The following is a 20,075-nucleotide window of genomic DNA, read 5'->3' as shown; positions in this document are numbered from 1 at the left end:
CCGGAGGCCCCCCGGCTGGTTCGCTGGAGGCAGGGCGTCCGGCCGTGCCGGTACGGGCGTCACCGGCCGTCCCGACGGCCCCACCCACCTGCGAAGGAGACGGATTCCAGTGAGCTCGGTGCTGTTTGTGTACGCCCAGGGCGGCCCGCCCTTGGGGTATGCCCTGTCACGGGTCGCCGCACGGTCGGCAGTGCACCTGCTGGCGCTCAGCACGCTGCCGCCCACCGTCGCCGCGTCGGCCGGACGGCAATGCGCCTCCGTGCTCACGGCCACCGGCCCGGAGCGCGGCGACCTGGTGTCCCTGATCGTCTCCCGGGCCCGGACCGTGGGCGCCGACGCGGTCGTCACGTTCTCCGAGTACGCGGTCGTCGCGGTCGCGGAAGCCTGCGAGAAGCTCGGCCTCGCCGGTGCCGGCGCCTCCTGCGCGCTGGCCCGCGACAAGCGGCTGATGCGCCGCACCTGGGAACAACGGGGCATCTCCCAGCCCCGGTTCCGTCCCGTCGCCGACGAGCGGGAGCTGCGGGAGGCGGCCGGCGCGCTGCGTCTGCCGCTGCTGCTGAAGGCCGCCTGGAGCGCGGGCTCCACCGCGCACCGGATCATCCGCTCCGCCGACGAGGTGCCGGCGGCCTGGGAGCGGGCGCAGGAGGTGATGGCCGAATCCGCCGGGCTGGGCTACGCCGAGCTGCATGTGGCGGGCGCCGGCGCCGACTTCCTCGTCGAGGAGATCGTGCCGGGCACCGCCGACGGCTGGTTCGGCCAGGAGGGCTGGGGCGACTACGTCAGCGTCGAAGGCGTCGTCGTGGACGGGGAGTTCCGCCCGGTCTGTCTCACCGGCCGGATGCCGACGGTGGAGCCGTTCACCGAGCGCGCCGGAATCACCCCGGCCGCGCTCCCGGACGACGCCCAGCGGCGCGTGGTGGCCCTGGCGCGCGAGGCGGTCGACGCGCTGGGCCTGGAGAACTGCGGTACGCACACGGAGATCAAGCTCGGCGCGGACGGCCGGATGTGGCTGATCGAAACCGCCGCCCGCTTCGGCGGCGCGATGACCGTCCCGCAGATCGAGGAGGTCTTCGGGCTGGACCTGATCGGCATGCTCGTCGACCACCTGCTGGAGCGGCCGGTCGCCTGGCCGGAACAGTCCCTCACCTCCCAGGAGGCGCGCGGCGCGGCCGGCTCGCTCGTCGTCCTGGCCGTGGACGGCGCGGGTGACGCCTGGCCGGACCGGCGGCGGTGGGACTTCCCTGCCGTACGGGACGCGGTGGCCCTCGACGCCGACAGCCGGCTGTCCGTGGTGGCCGAGAATTCGCTCCCGGACGGCACGTTGGTGCCGGTGTACGACCCGGCGGCGGGCGCCAACACCATGGCCGCCCTGTGCCTGCTGTCCGCCGCCACCCCGGAGACCGTCCTGCACGACTTCCGCACCCTGGTGGACGCCCTGCCGCGGGTCCTCCCGGCGGCGACGGCGACCGCAACCACCGCCACGACCACGACCACAGCGATGACCACGGGAGCGCGCTCATGACCACCGCCGTCCTGCCCGCCGACGCGCCGCGCCCCGGCACCGACCGCACGGCCATCGGCGAGCACCTGTCCCTGCCGCTCTTCCACACCCTCTCCGGCACCTTGGCCGGTCACCCCTACCTCAAGGTCGTGGTGGACCGGGCCGAGGGCACCTGGCACCTCCTCGACACCGCCGTCCACCCCTTCCACGTCGACTACATCGCCACCCGCGTCCTCGGCATGGAACTGGCCGCGCTGGACTCCGTCCTGGACGCCTTCAACGCCTCCGTCTACATGGACCCCCGGCGCCGCTTCCTGCTGGGCGTGCTGTCCCTGCACACCGACGAGGACGCCGCCGGCCGGGAGCGCCCGTTCCTCGTGCTGGAGACGACCGAGGCGGACACCATGCCCGGCCCGCTGCTGGAGGAGTTCTACACGTTCGTCCGGCACCGCCTCGACGGCCGCCTCGCGCTGCTGCTGAAGCCCGCGAACCACGGGCAGGAGAGCGAACTCGCCACGATCAGCGACATCCGGGTCCCCCGGATCCTCAGCCATGAGCTCTTCGGCAACCGCACCCGCACCCCGCTCAACCCCGGCGAGACCACCGGCCGGCTCCGCTGCTTCCGTACCTTCGAGGAGTACGCCGCCGAATCCGGCAGCCTCGGCCGGTCCGACATCGTGGCCATGCCCGCGCTGCCCGACGACGTGCCCCGGGTGGCCGGTTTCATCAGCACCGCGCCCACCACCCCGCTGTCGCACACCAACGTCCTCGCCTCCGGCTGGGGCATCCCCAACGCGACCGTCCGCGACCTGGCGCGGCTCGTCGAGGCGGAAAACCTGGACGGCGCATGGGTCCGCTACGAGGTGACGGACCACCACATCACCCTCGTACGCCTCGCCCAGGCCCCGGCCCCCACGGCACCGGACCGGCACCGGGAGCGGATCCGGCTGCGCACCCCGCTGCTGACGGACGTGCCCGCGCTGCCGCTGCACCGGCTGCGCCGCACCGACGACAACCGTTACGGGACCAAGGCGGCCAACCTCGGCGAGCTCCATCACGTCCTCGGCAGCCGTACCGCCGACCTGACCGCGTACTACCAGCGGCCGCGGCCGCCCCGTGCCCACCTCCTCGGCCATCTCGCTGCCCGGCTCGGCGCGAACGACCCGGCGCCCGTGGCCGGACTCCGCTCCGCGGCCGCCGCCTTCGCGGTCGGCACGGTCACCGCGCCCGACGGGGTCGCCCTGCCCTTCGCCCTCCAGCACCGCTTTCTCACCTCGTCCCCGGCCATCCAACAGGCCATCGGCCGGCTGAAGACCGCCCTGGCCCTCGACACCGTCGAGGCGGTGGATCCCCTGTGCCGGGAACTCCAGCGCCTCATCGGGCAGGCCCCCTTGCCCGACGCCGTGACCCGCCCGATCATCCAGGCACTGCCCACGGGTCCGGCCGCCGGGAGCCGGCTGGTGGTGCGCTCCTCCTCCAACGCCGAGGATCTGCCGGGCTTCTCCGCGGCCGGGGTCTACGACTCGGTCACCTCGGTGCGCGGAGCGGACGAACTCCTGGCCGCCGTGCGCCGGGTGTGGGCCTCCCTGTTCTCGCCGCGCAGCGTCCGGCTGCGCCACCAGGCGGGCATCTCCCCCGACGACACCTACATGGGCGTGATCATCCAGCGGTATCTGCCCGCTGACCTCGGCGGCGTCCTGGTGACCTGCAACCCGACCCGGCGCGCGGACTTCCGCAACGTCTGCCTCAACTGCTCCCCCGGCTCCCCCGAGACCGTCGTCGACGGCACCGCGCTGCCGCTGCAGTACCTCTACAACACCGTCGAGGGCGGCGGCCGCACGGTTGCGCTCGGCTCCTCCGGCCGGGACCTGCCCGCCGCCACCCGGGAGCGGCTGGGGCAGCTGGCCCTGACCGGCAGGCTGCTGCAGTCCCACTTCAGCGAAGCCGACGTGGACGATCCCCTCGACATCGAATGGCTGATGACCGATCAGGGCGCCTTCCACCTGGTCCAGATCCGCCCCTTCGCACGGTGACCCGCCTCCGCACCGGCCCGTCGCGCGGCCGCCGGACCGGCGCCCCGGACACGCTGCCCGTGAAGCCCGTCGCCCCTCTCGCCCCCCGCGCCCCCCGCATCATCCGCCTGAACAACGGCTTCCAGCTGCTGTTCAACCTGCTGTGGTGGATGCCGGTGTTCTACGCCTACCAGCGGCAGGCGGGCCTCTCCGACGGACAGATCTTCGGCATCCAGAGCATCTACTACATCGCGTTCTGCCTGTTCGAGATACCGACCGGGCTGATCGCCGACCGCATCGGTGCCCGCAACTGCCTGCGCGCCGGCGCCGTCGTGATGACCGCGGCGAACCTCGCTCCCCTCCTCGCTCCCACGTACACCGGCTTCCTGGCGCACTTCCTGGCGATCGCCGCCGGTCGCTCGCTGGCCTCCGGCGCCGCCAGCGCCTACCTCTACGACGGCCTGCGCGCCCAGGGCGCGGACGAGCACTACCTCAAGGCCGAGGGGCAGGCGAGGGCGTGGGGCCTGGGCGCGAAGGTGCTGTGCTGGCCGCTGGTCGGCCCGCTCATGGACCTCGCGCACGGCGCACCGTACGCGCTGAGCGCCGTGAGCGCCGCGGGGTCCCTGTTCTGTGCGCTGGTCCTGCCGGGCCAGGCCGCCCCGTCCCCGGACGCGGCCGGGCCGCGCCGCCGTCCCACGGTCCTGCACGGCGCCGCGGCGGCGCTGCGCACGGTGCGCGTCACCCCGTGGCTCGCGCTGGTCATGGTGCAGGGAGTGGCGGTCTTCACCCTCTCCCGCATCTGCCAGGTCAACCTCTTCCAGCCGGTGCTGCTGCACCACGGCGTCGGCGAGGGCTCGCACGGTGCGGTACTGGCCGCCATGACGGTCGCGGAGGCGGTGGCCTCGGCCCGCCCGCAGTGGCTCACCGCACGGCTGCGGCCGGCGTCATGGGTGACCCTGCTCAGCCTCGCGATGGCCGGGGCGCTGGCGGGTCTCGCCCTCGGCGGCCCGTGGACGGTCATCGTTGTGCTGTGTCTGTTCGCCGCCGTCTGCGGCTTCGTCTATCCGCTCCAGCGCAAGCTGGTGAACGACGCCATTCCGGCGGGCGCGCCCCGTGCCACGCTGCTCTCCGTCGAGAGCATCGTCGACCGTGCGGTCTGCGCCCTGGCCGCCGTCGCCGCGGGCGGCTATCTCGCGGCGGGCCGCCTGGATACGCTGCTCTGGCACAGCGCACTGGCTACGGGTGTGCTGATGGCGGCCCTTCAGCTGTTCGTGCGCCGCCACCGTCGCGCCTCGGCGCCGCGTCCCATCCAGCGGATCCGCCCCGAGAACCGCGGCAGCGGTGCCGCCGGCTCACCGCGTTGTGGCACATCGAGCCAGGTGACCGACGAGTCAACTGACCCGACGGGTCGAGTGGCTCATTCCGTCCGGTGACTCAGCCGAACGCGGACGTCGCATGCGACGACATCCGGGGCGCCGGCACGCCGGCGTCTCCCGCGGCAGGAGAGGGCTGCGCCACAACCCGGTGATCCAGGTGGCTCTCGGCACCGCCCGTCGCGGCGGGAGCGGCATGGTCGGCCATCATCTGGTGGTGCTGAGCGGCTGCACCGTCCGCGTACGAGCGGCTCCACTCCGGCGCGTGGGGAGTCAACAGTCGCGCCGCGGCTTCCTGGAGTTTGGCAAGCGCGTCGCCTCGCTCGGCGACAAGAGCCTCATAGATGGGCGTATTACTCGTCGTCATGTTTGCAGAACTCATGTCGGTCGCGATTCCCCCGTTGTCGTCTCGGCGTGCCAGGTGATGGCCCCTCGTGTCTACCACGGAGACCGCTCGGAGTTCGCCCCCGATCCGGTCTCTGAGATGTCCACCACAGCGAACCGGCCGGGTCGGCACCGCTCCGGGCGACGCGAGCGGTCACGATACGCCAACGGGACGACCGACACGGTACGTTGCGGTGCGAGGCGGCGATACAGCGGGGTTCACCTCAGTCGCCCCGCCAAATGTTGTCGAAGGCCGCCTCTTCGATGGCCCGGCGTTGCCGTACCGCCTCCAGCTCCATCAGCGCGTCATGGACGGCGGCCAATACCGTCTCCACCCCGTCGTCGTCGACGCCCGGGGTCTCCCCGCCCGGCCGGCCACCGATGCCAACAGCCGTCGCAAGGGCCGCGAGCACGGGCTCGTTCGATGTCCAGCGGTCGGCGGCCTGGCGACGGGCGGGCGAATCGGCCAGCACCATCTGACCGGCCCGGAACGGCATTCCGCGGTGCCGTTCCCGGGTGAGCTGCCCTTCCGCCTCGAAGGCGGCCAGATAGGCCGTGGAAAGGCCCTGGCCCCTGCGCCACAGCCAGTCGTCGACCGTCTCGTACGGCGCTTCCCTGACGAGCGACTCCGCGGCCTGGCCCAGCAGACGATCGGCAATCGCCGGCCGGTAGCCCGGCACGATGTGATCGCCGTCCAGGCTGATGGCCTGCGCACCGAGGAGGTCGATCGCCTCGGCCCCCGCCAGCGCGAGCGAGAGGTCGCCCCGCTCGACAGGAGAGCCGGAGGCCGTGTCCATGGCGACGATCATCAGGTCCCGCGGTGTGGTCATCAAGGGCTCCACGTCACAGGCATCGGGCACCGAGAGCGATGCGAGGCTCGGCGGCCAGGCCGGCCCTGGCGCCTCATCTACATATACGAGCTTACGAAGCACGGGCGGCGGCTGCATCCCGCATCGGCCTCCTCTCCCGGTAACCGAAAGCGATCCATGACCACTCCAGGTCACCCGGCGTTCCGACCGGAAACGATCACCGGATGGCGGTGCCTGAGGGATCGGCTCAGCCTTGCCCCTCGCCGCCGACCGCGGCTTCGTACGCGAGCAGCGTGTCGACGAACAGCTGCCGCTGATCCGGTGTCAGGGGGGCCAACGCCTTGCGCCAGGCGGCCGCACCCGGGGCGAGCCAGGCGGCGATCGCGGGTTGTTGGTCGGCCGCAATGCCGACGATCCGCCGGCGTCGGTCCGCCTCGTCCTCGCGCCGTTCCAGGATCCCCTTCCGGCTCAGGTCGCCGACCAGCAGGCTCACCGTCGTCGGCGCGACCTGCAGTCGGGCCGCCAGCTCGTTCACGGTCATCGGCCCGTCGAAGAGCAGGTAGGAGAGCAGCGAGAGGTGGCGCGGCGCCAGCGCGAAGGACTGGAGCGCCTCGGGCACCGGGATCTTCTTGACCCGGCCCACCATCCGGGGCATGAGCAGCAGCAGGGCCCTGACGGCATCATCGACCCCGCTCCCGCCGCCCGCTGCGGCGTCGCGCGCGCTGGGCCTTGACATCACACACTCCCCTCCATTTACCTTTGCCTTCAAAGGTATTTTGCTTTGCTGACAAAGCGAGCTTCCCTCCAGCCTACGTACCGGCGTGAACGGAGTCGTCACCATGCCTCACATCAGCGTGCACATCCGCGAAGAAGCCCTCGACGGGACGGTGGAACCGAAGTTGATCGGCGCCCTGGCCGACGCGGTCGGCGTCGTCTACGGCGAGGGGTTCCGCCGCCTCGTCGCGGTGGATCTGATCGGCATCCCGCAGCACCGCCGGGGCATCGGCGGCAACCCGACGGACAACGATGCACCGCTCGTCACCCTCAGCATGCGCGAGGCCGCGTATCACCAACCCGAGGTCCCGGATGCGCCGGCCCGCCTGGTCGCCGCGATCACCGACGCACTGGCCGACGTGCTCGGCGAGGCCGTCCGCAAGCAGGTCATCGTGACGATCGCCGGCGTCCCCGACGGCCGCACCGGAGTCGCCGGCACGGTGGCCTGACGGGCCTGCGCAGGCCGGGGCACCCGCTCCGGCCTGCGCGGAACCCACGTCGGAAAACCCAACCGGCGCAACGCGCCACGGGTCAGGAAGCGAACGGCAACCCGGCAGCCCGGTGACCCCCGCCACCGGTCGCGGCGGGGCAACCATGGCGGTGGGAGCGGAAGTTCAGTCCCGGGGGACGCTCCGGGGCGGCCGCACACCAGGGCCCTTCAGCTCGGGCCGGACCAGCACCTTCACATGATCATCGGGGGCGGCCAGCGTGGCGATCGCGTCGGCCACGCCCTCGAAGCCGACTTCCCCGGTGATCAGCGCGGCGGCGTCCACCCGTCCGTCGGCGATGCGGTCCAGCGTCGCGGCGTACTGCTCGGGCGGGTAGGTCAGACACATCTTGACGGTGAGGTCCTTGTAGATGCCGACGACCGGCCGGAAGGTGTCCTCGGTCATACAGGCGCCCAGCAGCAGCACCGTGCAGCCGTGTGGGGCGCGGTGGATGACCTGGTTGAACATGCCCGGCTTACCGGAGCACTCGACCACGGTCAGCCGCTGCCCGCGCTCGGCGGCCGCGCGCCAGGCGTCGAAGGGGTCACGTTCGGCCGGGTCGACCACGAGGTGCGCGCCGAAGCGGCGGGCGAGTGCACGGCGGCGCGGCGACGGCTCGGAGACGACGACGGGGGCGGCGCCCCGTTCGACGAGCCCCGCGACCGCTCCGAGGCCGATGGGACCGGCACCGATGACGACCGCTCCGGAGCCCTTCTCGGCCCCGGAGCGCGCGATGTTGCCGAAGCCGACGGCCAGCGGCTCGGTGAGCGCGGCGACCGGCGGCGGAAGGTGCTCGGGCACCGCGATCAGGGCGGCGGCCTGCATGACCATCAACTCGCCGAAGCCGCCGGGGAATTCGTTGGAGTAGCCGATGGTGCGCACCGTTCCACCGGAGTCGACGGCCCACGGCAGGCCCACCACGACCTGGCCTTCGGTGAAGCCTTCCACTCCGGGGCCCGGCCGGACGACGCGCGCGCACAGCTCGTGCCCCATCACCAGGTCGGCGGCGCGGTCGAAGAGGAAGGTGGGCGTGCCGGAATCGATCGACGCCTGGAGGAAGTCCTCGGTGTGCCGGTAGGCGGAGAGGTCCGATCCGCAGATGCCACAGGCCACCGTCCGTACCAGGACCTGGCCGGGGCCTGGTGCGGGGTCGGGGACCTCGTCGAGGGTGAAGGCGCCGTTGCGCAGGACTGCTGCTCGCATGAGTGCGCTCCTTGGTTATTTCTCGCAGGCGGCGGCCACGGCGGCGTGCATCGCCCCCATGAACGTTTCGCTGTTGGCGTGGGCCCAGCCCAGGGACGCGGCGCGTTGCCGGTTGGCGCCGGTGAAGTGCGGGATGACGTACTCGGCGAACAGCTCGTAGCTGCGCCGCTTGGCCTCGGGGGCGGCGGCGGGCAGGTCCATGAGGAGCAGCGTGCCGAAGCCGCCCGACCGCTCGGCCATGGCTTCGATGCGGGCGATGGCGTCGTCCGGGGTGCCGATCGTGGCCACACCGAAGGTGGGGAAGCCCTCGGTGGTCCACCGCTCGACGGCCGTCGCCGCGTCGGTGCCCCACGGCAGGGTCATCCCGGACAGCCCCTCGCTGTAGCGCACCAGATGGAGCGCTCCGTACTCGGCCTCACGACGCGCCTGCTCGGCGGTCTCGGCCAGGTGCAGGGGGACGACCAGACGCCAGCTGTCGCGGTCGGCCGGGTGACCGTGCTCGGTGCAAGTCTGGTCGTAGATACGCCAGTTGGCGTCCAGCGCGGCGAAGCCGCCCGGGTCGCCGGCGGCGAGGGAGAGCAGCGACAGACCATGGCGGCCGGCCTGCACCGAGCCCGAAGGGGAGACGGTGGAGGCGACGGCGACCTCGATCCCCCCGCGCTGGTACGGGGCCAGCTGCAGACGGGCGTGGTCGAGCCGGAACCAGTCGGCCTTTCTGGTGACGGTCTCGCCGCGCAGCAGCGCCACGACGGCCTCCAGCGCCTCGGCCATCATGTCGCGCTGGCGCATCGGGTCGATGCCCATCATGAAGGCGTCGGAGGGGAGTTGGCCGGGTCCGGCACCGAGCATCACCCGGCCCATCGTCTGGTGGTCGAGCTGGACGATGCGGTCGGCGAGGAGCAGCGGATGGTGGTACGGCAACGAGTTGACGCCCGTGCCGAGCCGGATGCGGCGGGTGCGCTCGGCCGCGGCGGCGATGAAGACCTCCGGGGACGCGATCGTCTCGTAGCCGGCGGAGTGGTGCTCGCCGATCCAGGCCTCGTCGAAGCCGAGGCCGTCGAGATGCGCGACGAGATCCAGATCGCGGCGGATCTGGAGGGACGGGTTGCCGTTGATGTCGTGCCAGGGGGCGATGAACGCTCCGAATCGGCTGGGCCGGAGGGGGCGCGTTGTCTGCACTCGCATGCCTTTCGACGTGCTGGGGTAGCGGCCCGCCCATAGTGAGACACAAAAATCGAGAGTTCAATATTTATGTCTCATTAGGGTTCGCACCGCATGCCGCCCCGCTCGCCGCATCGCAGGTCGCACCGCATGCCCCACCGCAGGTCATCTGGCGTGCCGCACTGCCTAGGATCGGGGGCATCGGGTCGTACGAAGGCCCCACGGCGAGGGAGGACCACGATCGACACCCCGGCCCCCGGTCTCGGGCCCGCCCGGCCCCGCACGCGCCGGCGCAGCGACGGCAGTCCCAGCGCCCGCGCCCTGCTGCTCACCGTGCTCGGCGAGTATGTGCGCTGGCCGGGCCAGGACCGCGTGTGGTCGACGGCGGTGGTCGCCGCGCTGCGCGCCTGCGGGGTGGAGGGGACCGCCGCCCGGCGCGCGATCACCCGGCTCACCAACGAAGGCTGGCTGACGACCGAGCCCACCGGTCGCTACACCCGGCTCGTCCTCACCCCGCGCCTGGTCCGCCTGCTCACCGGCTGGACGGAGCGGCTCACCCGCGCCATGCGGGAGACGCCCTGGAACGGGCAGTGGCAGCAACTCCTGCTCCAGGCCCCGGCCGGTCCCGAGCGAGCGATCGTGGAGGAGCAACTGGCCTTCGAGGGCTTCGGCCCGCTCGGCCATGGCGTATGGATCGCCGCCGACCCCGGGGGCGTCGGTGCGCTGCGGGCGATGCTCACCGAACTGGGGCTCGCCGAGGACGCCACCTGGCTGGTGTCCACGGTCGCCGACGACCCGGCGCGCGAGCGGGCGCTGGTCGCGCGGGCATGGGACCTGGCGGCGGTGCGGCGGTTGCACGAGGACTTCCTGAGCCGCTTCGCGGGTGCCCAACCCGGCGGCGACGCCGAGGCGTTCGTGCTGCGCACCCGGTTGGTGCACGCCTGGCGGCTGACGTTCGAGGGCGACCCGCGGCTGCCCGCGTGGCTCCTCCCCCCGGACTGGCCCGGAGGGGAGGCCACCACGCTGTTCCGGCACACCTGGGAGACCTGCCACGAAGCGGCTGACCGCTGCTGGGCCGAGCTGTCGCGCGATCCCCGCTGACGCGCCCCCGCCGGCGGTCGACCAGGTCGCCGCGGGTGGCGGCGCATTCCCGCGGCGGTGCGGAAGAACGGGCCTACTGCCGCTGGGTGGTGAGTTCCTTGAGGGTCTTGAGCAGGTCGACGGTGTCATTGGCCGGCGGAGCCTGCACCGATGCCTTGGTTCCGTAGTCGGAGTAGGCCGCGGTGGTGTGGACCGTTCCCTGCGGCGTCTTGATGTCCACGTCCATCTTCACCGGGTAGTCGGCGCCGTTGACCCAGACGTCGTAGTCGTAGCCCTTGATGCCGGCCTTCTTGATGTTGGCGAGCAGCGCCTTGCGTTCCTCGGGCTTGAGGGCCTTGACGCTGTTGTTGGACTTGAGCCCTTCCTCCGCCGTCAGAGAGCCCTTGTAGTGCTCGGCGCGCCGGCCGTCGACCTCGCCGGTGCCCAGGTGCTTGACGTCCGGCGAGTTGAGCAGCATCGCCAGCTGCTGGGCCGGGTCCTGCTTCATGTCCTCCAGGCCCGCGGTCATCTGCTTCATGAGCGCGGCATCACCGGACTGCTCGGCCGCGGCCCCCAGGTCGAACTTGCCCCACTTCTTGCCGTCGAACTCCACGGGCCGCTCGCCCATGTCCATGTAGACGGCGTTGTCGACCCAGATCATGTGCGTCTTCTCGGCGCCGCCCGCCGGCTCCCCCGCCTGCTTCTCGCTCATGGTCACGTCCATGACGAACGGGTCCCAGCCCATGACGCCGGACATCTTGGTCTCGCCGCCGTCCGCCATCGTCGCCGGCACCGACATCGTCATGGTGACCTTCGCGGACTTCGCCGCCGCGGTCTTCTTGTACGCCGCCGTCAGCGCCTGCGTCGCCGCGAGCGTGCCCGACTTCGGCTCGGCGCCGGCGGCCTTGTCCGAACCGTCCCGGCAGCTGGTCACGCCGACCAGAACCGTCACGGTCGCCAGCGAAACTCCCACGCGCCGCGCGATGGCCTTGCGCATTCCCACCCCAGTGTTCTTTTCTTCACGATATTTTCACTCACTGTAAGGCATTGCCCTGACATTCCATGATGAATAAGCCGCCGCCCGCCATGACGGGCGCTCGGTTTTCAGGACCTGGCCTCCACCTCCGGGGTCACGGTGACCGTGACCCGGCTGCGCCATGGCGACAGCACGGTGACCACGGCCGGCCTGCCCGGCGGCACGGTGCGGGTATCGCTCCATGCCCCGCCGTGCACCACCACACGGCGGTACCGCGGGTCGGACGGCAGCGAGATCTCGGTCCGTCCGCCCCGGCGCGCGTCGTAGACGAGGCGGTAGCGGCCGCTCGCGGGGTCGAGGGTCTGCGCACGCGCCCGTCCCGCGACCGCTGCCGCGTACGGGCCGGCCGTCCGGTCCTTGTTGGTGCGGAGCCTGCCGTCCTTGTCGGCCGCGCAGTATCCGCCGCCGTAGCACCACACATAGCCGGCCCAGCCCGAGCCGTAGCGGGCGAGGGACGCGAGCGCGTCACGGTAGAAGCGGCCCATGTTCGGCAGCTCGTTGTTGAGCGGACCCCACTCGCCGATCACCACGGGGATCTGCCGGCGCCGCGGATAATCGGTGACGGCCCGCTCGTAGGACGCGATCCATCCGGCCTTCGGGTCGTAGTCGGCACCCGCCTCCATGGCGGAGTTGTAGAAGTGCGGCGCGTACACGACGTGGCGGTCCCGCACCGTGCCGAGGCCGGTCGGTACGCCCTCGCCCACGATCGGGGTCGGCTCGATGAACAGCCGGCTGTCGCGGTCCACGGCGCGCACCTCGCGCGCGATGCGGTTGTACATCGGGGTGATCTGCTCTGCCTCGATGCGGCGGGCCGCGGTGGGCAGGTCCTCGCCGCTGCGCAGCTCGCCCATCGGCTCGTTGATCAGGTCGTATCCGAACACGGCGGGGTGGTCTCCGAAGCGGTCGGCCAGCAGGCGCCACATGTGCCCCTGTGCGCGCTGGAGGTCCGGATCCGTATAGAGGTGGGTGAAGGCACGCTGGACGGCGGGTTCGAAGTATTCGCCGAACCAGTCGCCGGGGTGCGGGGTGAAGGGCAGCCCGTCGGTCCGGGTCGCCCAGCCGGGTATGCCCCGGTGCCCGAACGCCGGGCCGAAGACGTCCTGGTGGGCGTCGATGACCACCTCGACGTCGTACTTGTTCGCCCAGTCCAGGATCCGCTCGATCTTGCCGAGGTAACGCGTGCTGTAGTGGCCCCGGCGCGGTTCGAGATCGTCCCAGAAGACCAGCAGGCGGGCGAAGTTGAAGCCGTGGGAGCGAAGATCGCGGAAGTGGCGTTCCGTGATGGCGGACAGGGCGGCGTCCCCACGGTGTTCCTTGTCCTCTACGTTCCAGCCGTGCAGGGTCAGCTCCCGGCCCGCGTCATCCGTCAATCGCGGGATGCCCGACGCCGGCGCCGCCCCCGCTCCCGACCCCGATGCCTGGCCGCTGCGGACGGCTTCGGCGGAGGCGGGAGCGGCGCCCGGCGTCAACGTCAGCACGGCCGCGCAGAGCACGGCGAGCGCACCGCGGAAAACCGTCCCGGACTTGCCCATGTCAGCTCTCCCCCGTCGTCGGTGATGATCCGGCGGAGAGCCAAGCAGCGCGGCGATGAACTCACAAGAGACTCGGGAGGACCGGTGGCGATACGGCCTGGATAGGGTGAGGAACGTTCCCGTCGCTGCAGAGGAGGTGGGCCGGGTGCCAACCCTCGCGGTGACCGGTCATATGGACCTGGCGCCAACGGCACGCAAGCTGGCGGGTGGAGCGCTGCGCGAGCTGCTGGCCGGGTATGCGGGCGAGGAGTTGGTCGGGGTGTCATGCATCGCTCCCGGTGCCGATGCCCTCTTCGCCGAGATCGTGCTCGAGGCCGGGGGCACGCTGGTCGTGGTGCTGCCCTCCCTGGACTACCGCGCCGCGCACGTCGAACCCGATCACGAGGCGCTGTTCGACCGTCTGGCGTCGGCCGCCTCGGAGGTCGTGGTGCTGCCCTTTCAGCGGGCGAGCCGGCGGGCGTACGAGGCCGCGAACGCGGAGCTGATCAGACGCGCCGACGCGCTGATCGCCGTATGGGACGGAACACCGCCCTCCGGCCGGGGCGGGGGTACGGCGGACACCGTCCTCGCCGCCCGGGCCGCGGGCGTTCCCGTTCATGTGGTGTGGCCGGCGGGCGCGGTACGAGGCCCGGCGTAGCGCTTGTCGGCGACCTCGGCCGGGCGCCGCGGACGGGTCAATTCCGCGTCGGCAGTGCGGCCAACCGGTCCATGACGGGCTGGAGTTGGCGCCTGACCAGGCGGCGCAGCGTCAACGGGCTCGGCAACCGCAGTGTCGTCGGATCGAATCGGATGAAGGTCGCCCGCCAGTCCGGAGCGAAGGTGACGAGGCCCTTGAGGGCGAAGTCCCAGCGCAGCCGCTTCCGGCCGCCGTTCAGCAGCACTTCCCAGCGTGGCCGCCGGGGGCGAACGGGGGACGGGAAGTCCGGCAGGGCGGGCAGTGGCGGCCAGAGTCCCGTGCCCGGTGTCCCCGGCTCGGTGCGTGACCGGCGGGCGTACTCCTCGGCGACGGCCTCGCGGAAACGGTCGTAGACCACAGGATCGCAGTAGGCCGGCAGCACCAGCCGCTCGGGCGGCAGCAGTCGTACGGCCTCGATGAACTCCCACACCGTCCCCGGTCCTGGGCCCGCCGACAGCAGCACCACTTGCGCACGCGAGAGGAGCCCGCTCACGGTGTCCCGCCAGTCGTCGAGGGGCAGATACGCGCGTGCCGCACCGGGCAGCGGGAGGGGCTCGTCGGGCCTGCCGATCGCGATCACGCGGCCGAACGGCCGGAAGCGGCGGACCAGGGCCTCTTCGTGGGTCAGCCCGGAGATGAAGAAGAGGTTCTCGGCGGTGGCGCCGCCGCCCGTGACGTCGTCGGGCAGAGCGGCCATGCCCGAGTCGTTCGAGAAGGGGCGCAGGTAGAGGACGTAGCGGGTGCCGGCCAGTCCGTGGAAGGCGTCGATGGTCTCGGCGGTGTGCTGCTTGCCGCGCACCACGAGGCGGCGACCGGCTCCAAAGACCCATCCGCCGGTGAGGAGTGCCGCCATTCCGCCCAGCTCACCCAGCCACCAGTGGGGCTGGGTGAAGCCGGACGGTACATGGTCGCTGTTGAGTCCGCCCTTGAAGAGCAGGGCGCCTGCCAAGCCCACGGCCGTCCCCGCAGCTCGCAGTGCCCACCCGCCGGTGAGCAGAAGGCGCCCCGTGGCCATCCGTTGCGCACCGCGCGGAGACGGCTTGCCTTCCCCTGAGAAGTACGGCTTCCCCTTCATGCCCGCTCCCCCGCTCCCCCGTGATCCCGCCGGCCATCGACGCCGTGCGGTGCCCCGGCCGGCGCGACGCCGAAGCCCGGTCCCGGCAGCACGTGTTTCATCTTGGCACCGGGTTCGCCGACCCGCCCAGGGGTTCCGCCCCACCGCCCCCGTCCACGACCGGGCCTCGGTCAACTGGCTTTGCGCGCCTGGCAGGGTAGGGCCATGAGCGAACTGGTGGAGCAGGTGGACGAGCGGGACCGCGTGGTCGGCGTGGTGGAACGGGATGCGGCGGTCCGGGGATGGCTGCTGCACCGCATAGCGGTGGTGGTCTGCCGTGATGACGCGGGCCGGGTCCTGGTGCACCGCCGCGGTGACGGCATGCGGCGGTACCCGGGCCGCTACGACACCGTGATCGGCGGTGGCGTCGATGTCGGTGAGAGCTACGAGCAGGCAGCCGCCCGGGAGTTCGAGGAGGAGATCGGCGTCCGGCTGGCCGAGCCGCCCCGGATGGTGTTCAAGCGGATCTACCAGGAGGAGCACGGCCCGTACTGGATGGCCGTGCACGACGTGCGGCTGGATCCGGCCCAGATCCCGTCGATCGCCCCGAATCCGCGCGAGATCGCCTGGTGGGGCTGGATGACGGAGGAGGAGATCCGCGTCGCCCAGGAGCGCCTGCCGTTCATCGGAGGGGGCGAGAACGTCCTGTGGACGTTCCTCCGCCAAGCGGACCGTACGGGCCCCGACGGCGCCCTGGAAGACGGCGCCGGCGAGTGATCGCAGCCCGCTCCCCGCCCCGGCGCGGGGCGGGGCGGGAGGGCGGCGGTGTTCCTACCGGGCGTCGTAGGCCGCCCACGGCCCGAGGCCGAAGCGCTCGCCCTCCCGGCGGACCTCGAGGGCGCCCGCGCCGCCGAAGTGCGCCGGGACGACCAATTCCTTCTTCTCGGCGGCCCGTTCAAGGACCCGTCGGCGGCTGGCGGCCGCCTGCGCCGGGTCCAGGCAGAAGCAGCTGTTGCAGGACGGGTCGAGGATCTGCACCGGGCTGTGCAGCAGATCCCCGACGAAGACCGCCCGGTCACTCCCGGACGCGAGCCGCAGCACGGACGATCCGGGCGTGTGGCCGGGCGCGGACTCCAGGGTGAGGTGTTCGTCGATGCGGTGGGCGCCCTCCCAAAGCGTCACCTGTCCGGCCCGGTGGATGGGCGCGACGCTGTCCTCGTAGATGAGCCGGTCGGTTTCCCGTACGCCCCTCCCGTAGGCGTTGTCGGGGCCGAAGTGGAAGTCGTCGGCGGCCGGCATGAGGTACTGGGCGTTGGGGAACGTCGGCTGCCAGCCGTCTTCGGTGCCGGTGGTGTTCCAGCCGACGTGGTCGCCGTGGATGTGGGTGTTGACCACGACGTCGACGTCCTGCGGGCGGACGCCGGCCCGCGCCAGCGCGCCGAGGAAGTCGCCCCGCCAGTGGTGGAAGGGCGAACCGGGCCGCTCGCGCCCGTTGCCCACCCCCGTGTCGATCAGGACCGTCCGTCCGCCGCTGCGCAGCACCCAGGTCTGCAGCGTGCACATGAACCGGTCGCTGTCCGGCTCCCAGTGGTCCGGTGCCAGCCAGCTCGCGTTGTCCTGCCACACCTCCGCGCCGGACCCCGGAACGATGTCGCGGGCGGGCGCGAACGGCCCCTGCCACTCGATGACCCGGATGACCTCGACGTCGCCCAGCACGATGGTCTGCGTGTCCGTCTGCGCCTTGCTCTGCATGCCGGTCTGCACGTTGGTCCGCATGCCGGTCTGCGCGTTCTCGCTGTTCATGGCTTCGACTCTAGAAGTGGCGGGGTGAGCCTCTCAATACTGCTCCGGCTCATACAGATACGCGTTCCTCTCATGTCTGAGGTCCTGGATACGCTGAGGCGATGGATGTGGTGAGTGACGCGATCTCGGCCGTACGCAGGGGTACGCCCTCCTCCAACCGGGTGTGGGTGAGCGGCAGTTGGTGCACGCGGCTCGACCCGTATGACGGCGCGGGGTTCCATGTCGTACTGGAGGGCGGCTGCCGGCTGCTGCCCGACGGCGGTGCCGCGGTATCGCTCGGCGCGGGCGACGCGGTGCTGCTGCCGCACGGCACCGGGCATGTCATCGCCGACTCCGGCGCCGATGCGTGGGCCGTGGAACGGGCGGTGCCGTTCGACCGCTGGCACGACGGGAGGCAGCCGCGCCGGCCCTCCCGGCCCGCTTCCGACGCGGTGGAGCTGCTGTGCGGCAAGTACCGGCTCGACACCAGCCGTGCACACCCGCTGATGGCGGAGCTGCCGGAGGTCATCCATCTGCCGAACAGGGTCGGCGGTCATCCCGAACTCCGGCTCGCCCTCGACCTGTTGGGCCGGGAGCTGGACGCACCCCGGCCCGGTTCCTGCATCGCGGTGCCGGGCCTGCTCGACCTTCTCCTCGTCTACATGATCCGTTCCTGGATGGCCGAGAGTACGACCGGAGCCTGGCCGGCCGTACTGGGCGACCCGGTGGCGGCCGCCGCCCTGCGGGCGCTGCACTCGGACCCGTCCGCCCCGTGGACGAACGACCGGCTGGCCGCCGAGGCGGGCGTCTCCCGCCCCACGCTGGCCCGCCGGTTCACCTCCCTGGTAGGCCGCCCTCCGATGGCCTACCTCACCTGGTGGCGGCTCACGGTCGCGGCCGCCCTCCTGCGCGACACCCCCGACCCGCTGGCCGCCATCGCCCGCCGCGTCGGCTACGGCACGCCGTATGCCCTCTCGCACGCCTTCAGCCGGGAGTTCGGCACGACACCGGGGCGGTATCGCGCGGAGGCCAAGGGCGCGGCACCGGACCCCGTCAGGTCAGGGTGAACCCCGTCATGAGGGTGGCGGCCGAGCTGTTGCCGGCGTAGATCTCGAACTCCCCCGGCTCCACCAGGAATTCGCCGCGGGGATCGTTGGTGTGGAAGCCCAGTTCCGGCCGGCCGAGGGTGAAGCCGACCGTCCGCCGCTCCCCCGGCTTCAGATGGACTCGGGAGAAGCCGACGAGCCGGCGTACCGGCTGGACGACGCCGGCGACCTTGTCGCGGAGGTAGAGCTGGACGACCTCGTCGCCCGCTCTGGTGCCGGTGTTCTCGACCCGCACGGTGGCCCGGACCGTCGCGCCTGTGTGGGCGACGCCGTTCGCCGGCAGGACCTCCGCCGTCAGCTTCAGGCCGGAGAACGTGAACGTGGTGTAGCTGAGGCCGTGCCCGAAGGGATAGAGCGGGGTGTGCGGGATGTCCAGGTACTTCGAGGTGTACTTGTTCTCCGGGTCGAAGGGGCGGCCGGTGTTCTCGTGCCCGTAGTGGAGCGGGAGCTGGCCGACCGAGCGGGGGAAGGTGGCGGGCAGTTTGCCGCCGGGGTTGACCTTGCCGAAGAGGAGGTCGGCGACGGCATGGCCGCCCTCGATGCCGGGGTGCCAGGCCTGGAGGATCGCGTCGGCACGGTCGGCGATGTCGGTGAGTGCCAGGGGGCGGCCGGAGAGGACCACGACGACCACCGGCTTGCCGGTGGCGGCGACCTCCGCCACCAGCTGGGCCTGGACGCCGGGCAGGGTGATGTCGCTGCGTGCGGCGGCCTCGCCGCTCTGGGCGGCCTTCTCGCCCACGACGACGACCGCCGCGTCGGCAGCGCGGGCCGCGGCGACCGCCTCGTCGAAGGAGCCGGTGTCGTCGCCCTCCACCGCGCATCCGCGGGCGAACCGCACCGTGGCGGAGGGGGCGGCCCGCTTGATGCCGTCCAGTACCGACACTGCGGGGAAGAGGGCGGCGCCGATGCTCGCCCACGTACCGTGCAGTTCCTTGGTGTCGTCGCCGAGCGGGCCGATGACGGCGAGGGAGCCGGTCTTCGGGGACAGCGGCAGCGTCTTGTTCTCGTTGCGCAGCAGGACCATGGAGCGCGCGGCCGCGGTCCGTGCCGCCGCGCGGGCCGCGGCGCTCGGCTCGGTGATCTCCGCGGCCTCGTCGGCGTAGGGGCGGTCGAAGAGCCCGGCGCGGAACTTGACCCGCAGCACCCGGGCGACGGCGTCGTCCAGCCGTTCGCGACTGATCTTTCCGGCGGCCAGCAGCTTCTTGCCGTGCTCCGCATAGGTGGTGGAGACCATCTCCATGTCGACGCCGGCGCCCAGGGCGAGGCGGGCGGCGTCGGCGCCGTCGGCCGCGATGCCGTGGGCGATGAGTTCCTGGACGCCGGTGTAGTCGCCGACGACGAAGCCGTCGAAGCCGAACTCCTCGTGCAGGATGTCGGTCAGGGTGTGCCGGTTGGCGTGTGCGGGCACGCCGTTGACGGTGTTGAAGGACGCCATGACGGTGGCGACGCCGGCGTCGACGGCGGCCTTGAAGGGCGGCAGACAGACATCGCGCAGCCGGCGCTCGGAGACGTCGGCGGTGTTGTAGTCGCGGCCGCCCTCGGCGAAGCCGTAGCCGACGAAGTGCTTGGCGCAGGCGGCGAGCCGGTCCTTGGCGCCGTAGTCCGCGCCCTGATAGCCGCGCACCTTGGCGGCGGTCAGCTCGGCCGTCAGATACGGGTCCTCGCCGCTGCCTTCGGCCACCCGGCCCCAGCGCGGCTCCCGGCTGACGTCCGCCATGGGCGCGAACGTCCAGTGAATGCCCTGGGAGGCGGCCTCCCGCGCGCTGGTCTCGGCGTCGGCGGCGACCACGTCCGGATCGAAGCTGCTGCCCTGGGCGAGGGGTATCGGGAAGGTGGTGAGGTAGCCGTGGATGACGTCCTGGCCGAAGATCAGCGGGATGCCCAGCCGCGACTTCTCCACGGCCGCGCGCTGGAGGTCGTTGCACTTCTTGGCGCCGGTGAGGTTGAGCACCGAGCCCAGCAGCCCTTTCGCGGCGAGTTCGGCGCACTGCTTGTTCTGGCCGTCGCCGGGTCCGGTGTCCGCGTGCCATGTCAGCTGCTGGAGCTGCCCGAACTTCTCCTCGACGGTCATCCTGTCCAGCAGGGCCCGTACCCGGCGTTCGGT

18 protein-coding genes are annotated in these 20,075 nt (G+C 71.9%); 8 read left to right on the top strand and 10 right to left on the bottom strand.

Annotation, left to right across the window (positions count from 1 at the left end):
* The first annotated feature begins 109 nt into the window (after window positions 1-109).
* From ACIRPT_RS05530 to ACIRPT_RS05520, 3 genes are read left to right on the top strand one after another with little or no spacing between them, the layout of a single operon-like run.
* A complete protein-coding gene (locus ACIRPT_RS05530) occupies window positions 110-1,522 on the top strand; it encodes an acetyl-CoA carboxylase biotin carboxylase subunit family protein (RefSeq protein ID WP_403822603.1) in 1,413 nt (470 codons plus the stop codon).
* Window positions 1,519-3,534 carry a PEP/pyruvate-binding domain-containing protein gene (locus ACIRPT_RS05525; RefSeq protein WP_403822601.1) on the top strand — a complete coding sequence of 672 codons (2,016 nt, stop codon included), beginning with the start codon at window positions 1,519-1,521 and terminating at the stop codon, window positions 3,532-3,534. The genes ACIRPT_RS05530 and ACIRPT_RS05525 overlap by 4 nt, the downstream gene beginning before the upstream one ends.
* Window positions 3,531-4,946, top strand: a complete 1,416-nt coding sequence (locus ACIRPT_RS05520) for an MFS transporter (protein WP_403822598.1) — start codon at window positions 3,531-3,533, stop codon at window positions 4,944-4,946. Before ACIRPT_RS05525 ends, ACIRPT_RS05520 begins: the two co-directional genes overlap by 4 nt.
* 1 nt (window position 4,947) lies before the next feature.
* Here ACIRPT_RS05520 and ACIRPT_RS05515 read toward each other — a convergent pair whose 3' ends face one another.
* From ACIRPT_RS05515 to ACIRPT_RS05505, 3 genes are all read right to left on the bottom strand, one after another.
* Complete coding sequence (locus ACIRPT_RS05515) at window positions 4,948-5,253, bottom strand: hypothetical protein (protein ID WP_403822595.1); 306 nt, start codon at window positions 5,251-5,253, stop codon at window positions 4,948-4,950.
* 241 nt (window positions 5,254-5,494) lie between these two features.
* Complete coding sequence (locus ACIRPT_RS05510; protein ID WP_403822592.1) at window positions 5,495-6,100, bottom strand: GPP34 family phosphoprotein; 606 nt, start codon at window positions 6,098-6,100, stop codon at window positions 5,495-5,497.
* 226 nt (window positions 6,101-6,326) lie between these two features.
* Window positions 6,327-6,815: a MarR family transcriptional regulator gene (locus ACIRPT_RS05505; protein ID WP_403822589.1), complete on the bottom strand. Its 489-nt coding sequence runs from the start codon at window positions 6,813-6,815 to the stop codon at window positions 6,327-6,329.
* 103 nt (window positions 6,816-6,918) lie between these two features.
* Here ACIRPT_RS05505 and ACIRPT_RS05500 point away from each other — a divergent pair, with 103 nt between their 5' ends.
* The gene (locus tag ACIRPT_RS05500) at window positions 6,919-7,302 is read left to right on the top strand and encodes a tautomerase family protein (protein ID WP_403822586.1); all 384 of its coding nucleotides are present in this window, start codon (window positions 6,919-6,921) and stop codon (window positions 7,300-7,302) included.
* A gap of 165 nt (window positions 7,303-7,467) precedes the next feature.
* Here the strand turns inward: ACIRPT_RS05500 and ACIRPT_RS05495 are convergent, their stop codons facing one another.
* Window positions 7,468-8,544, bottom strand: coding sequence for a zinc-binding dehydrogenase (locus ACIRPT_RS05495; RefSeq protein ID WP_403822583.1), 1,077 nt, complete (start codon window positions 8,542-8,544; stop codon window positions 7,468-7,470).
* Window positions 8,545-8,559: 15 nt separating this feature from the next.
* Window positions 8,560-9,729: an LLM class flavin-dependent oxidoreductase gene (locus ACIRPT_RS05490; protein WP_403822580.1), complete on the bottom strand. Its 1,170-nt coding sequence runs from the start codon at window positions 9,727-9,729 to the stop codon at window positions 8,560-8,562.
* Between the two features lie 90 nt (window positions 9,730-9,819).
* Between ACIRPT_RS05490 and ACIRPT_RS05485 the strand changes: the two genes are divergently transcribed.
* The gene (locus tag ACIRPT_RS05485; RefSeq protein ID WP_403822577.1) at window positions 9,820-10,806 is read left to right on the top strand and encodes a PaaX family transcriptional regulator C-terminal domain-containing protein; all 987 of its coding nucleotides are present in this window, start codon (window positions 9,820-9,822) and stop codon (window positions 10,804-10,806) included.
* A 73-nt stretch (window positions 10,807-10,879) separates the two neighbouring features.
* On the opposite strand, the gene ACIRPT_RS05480 is transcribed toward ACIRPT_RS05485, so the two are convergent.
* Together ACIRPT_RS05480 and ACIRPT_RS05475 are read right to left on the bottom strand one after the other, a co-directional pair.
* Window positions 10,880-11,782 (bottom strand): hypothetical protein, encoded by a 903-nt coding sequence (locus ACIRPT_RS05480; RefSeq protein ID WP_403823382.1) that lies wholly within the window; start codon window positions 11,780-11,782, stop codon window positions 10,880-10,882.
* 107 nt (window positions 11,783-11,889) lie between these two features.
* Window positions 11,890-13,353: a glycoside hydrolase family 5 protein gene (locus tag ACIRPT_RS05475; protein ID WP_403822575.1), complete on the bottom strand. Its 1,464-nt coding sequence runs from the start codon at window positions 13,351-13,353 to the stop codon at window positions 11,890-11,892.
* Window positions 13,354-13,498: 145 nt separating this feature from the next.
* On the opposite strand from ACIRPT_RS05475, the gene ACIRPT_RS05470 reads away from it, so the two are divergent.
* Window positions 13,499-13,990 (top strand): hypothetical protein, encoded by a 492-nt coding sequence (locus ACIRPT_RS05470; RefSeq protein WP_403822572.1) that lies wholly within the window; start codon window positions 13,499-13,501, stop codon window positions 13,988-13,990.
* A 37-nt stretch (window positions 13,991-14,027) separates the two neighbouring features.
* Here the strand turns inward: ACIRPT_RS05470 and ACIRPT_RS05465 are convergent, their stop codons facing one another.
* The gene (locus tag ACIRPT_RS05465) at window positions 14,028-14,984 is read right to left on the bottom strand and encodes a hypothetical protein (protein WP_403822569.1); all 957 of its coding nucleotides are present in this window, start codon (window positions 14,982-14,984) and stop codon (window positions 14,028-14,030) included.
* Between the two features lie 324 nt (window positions 14,985-15,308).
* Here ACIRPT_RS05465 and ACIRPT_RS05460 point away from each other — a divergent pair, with 324 nt between their 5' ends.
* Window positions 15,309-15,860: an NUDIX domain-containing protein gene (locus tag ACIRPT_RS05460; RefSeq protein WP_403822566.1), complete on the top strand. Its 552-nt coding sequence runs from the start codon at window positions 15,309-15,311 to the stop codon at window positions 15,858-15,860.
* Window positions 15,861-15,914: 54 nt separating this feature from the next.
* Here the strand turns inward: ACIRPT_RS05460 and ACIRPT_RS05455 are convergent, their stop codons facing one another.
* Window positions 15,915-16,835, bottom strand: a complete 921-nt coding sequence (locus tag ACIRPT_RS05455; protein WP_403823379.1) for an MBL fold metallo-hydrolase — start codon at window positions 16,833-16,835, stop codon at window positions 15,915-15,917.
* Window positions 16,836-16,987: 152 nt separating this feature from the next.
* On the opposite strand from ACIRPT_RS05455, the gene ACIRPT_RS05450 reads away from it, so the two are divergent.
* Window positions 16,988-17,932 carry an AraC family transcriptional regulator gene (locus ACIRPT_RS05450; protein ID WP_403822563.1) on the top strand — a complete coding sequence of 315 codons (945 nt, stop codon included), beginning with the start codon at window positions 16,988-16,990 and terminating at the stop codon, window positions 17,930-17,932.
* Here ACIRPT_RS05450 and ACIRPT_RS05445 read toward each other — a convergent pair.
* Window positions 17,919-20,042, bottom strand: coding sequence for a glycoside hydrolase family 3 N-terminal domain-containing protein (locus ACIRPT_RS05445; protein WP_403823376.1), 2,124 nt, complete (start codon window positions 20,040-20,042; stop codon window positions 17,919-17,921). The two genes, ACIRPT_RS05450 and ACIRPT_RS05445, sit on opposite strands and share 14 nt — an antisense overlap.
* Window positions 20,043-20,075: the final 33 nt, after the last annotated feature.

Source organism: Streptomyces sp. NPDC101227, from assembly GCF_044767545.1.
GTDB lineage: Bacteria > Actinomycetota > Actinomycetes > Streptomycetales > Streptomycetaceae > Streptomyces.
This window is presented reverse-complemented; position numbering and strand designations above follow the sequence as displayed.

Excerpts from the sequence above, each read along its gene's own strand:
- ACIRPT_RS05510 (WP_403822592.1), bottom strand. The coding sequence starts at position 6,100 with ATGACCACACCGCGGGACCTGATGATCGTCGCCATGGACACGGCCTCC.
- ACIRPT_RS05485 (WP_403822577.1), top strand. The coding sequence starts at position 9,820 with ATGCCGCCCCGCTCGCCGCATCGCAGGTCGCACCGCATGCCCCACCGC.
- ACIRPT_RS05480 (WP_403823382.1), bottom strand. The coding sequence starts at position 11,782 with ATGCGCAAGGCCATCGCGCGGCGCGTGGGAGTTTCGCTGGCGACCGTG.
- ACIRPT_RS05500 (WP_403822586.1), top strand. The coding sequence starts at position 6,919 with ATGCCTCACATCAGCGTGCACATCCGCGAAGAAGCCCTCGACGGGACG.
- ACIRPT_RS05450 (WP_403822563.1), top strand. The coding sequence starts at position 16,988 with ATGGATGTGGTGAGTGACGCGATCTCGGCCGTACGCAGGGGTACGCCC.
- ACIRPT_RS05515 (WP_403822595.1), bottom strand. The coding sequence starts at position 5,253 with ATGACGACGAGTAATACGCCCATCTATGAGGCTCTTGTCGCCGAGCGA.
- ACIRPT_RS05525 (WP_403822601.1), top strand. The coding sequence starts at position 1,519 with ATGACCACCGCCGTCCTGCCCGCCGACGCGCCGCGCCCCGGCACCGAC.
- ACIRPT_RS05460 (WP_403822566.1), top strand. The coding sequence starts at position 15,309 with ATGAGCGAACTGGTGGAGCAGGTGGACGAGCGGGACCGCGTGGTCGGC.
- ACIRPT_RS05445 (WP_403823376.1), bottom strand. The coding sequence starts at position 20,042 with ATGACCGTCGAGGAGAAGTTCGGGCAGCTCCAGCAGCTGACATGGCAC.
- ACIRPT_RS05495 (WP_403822583.1), bottom strand. The coding sequence starts at position 8,544 with ATGCGAGCAGCAGTCCTGCGCAACGGCGCCTTCACCCTCGACGAGGTC.
- ACIRPT_RS05475 (WP_403822575.1), bottom strand. The coding sequence starts at position 13,353 with ATGGGCAAGTCCGGGACGGTTTTCCGCGGTGCGCTCGCCGTGCTCTGC.
- ACIRPT_RS05490 (WP_403822580.1), bottom strand. The coding sequence starts at position 9,729 with ATGCGAGTGCAGACAACGCGCCCCCTCCGGCCCAGCCGATTCGGAGCG.
- ACIRPT_RS05505 (WP_403822589.1), bottom strand. The coding sequence starts at position 6,815 with ATGTCAAGGCCCAGCGCGCGCGACGCCGCAGCGGGCGGCGGGAGCGGG.
- ACIRPT_RS05455 (WP_403823379.1), bottom strand. The coding sequence starts at position 16,835 with ATGCAGAGCAAGGCGCAGACGGACACGCAGACCATCGTGCTGGGCGAC.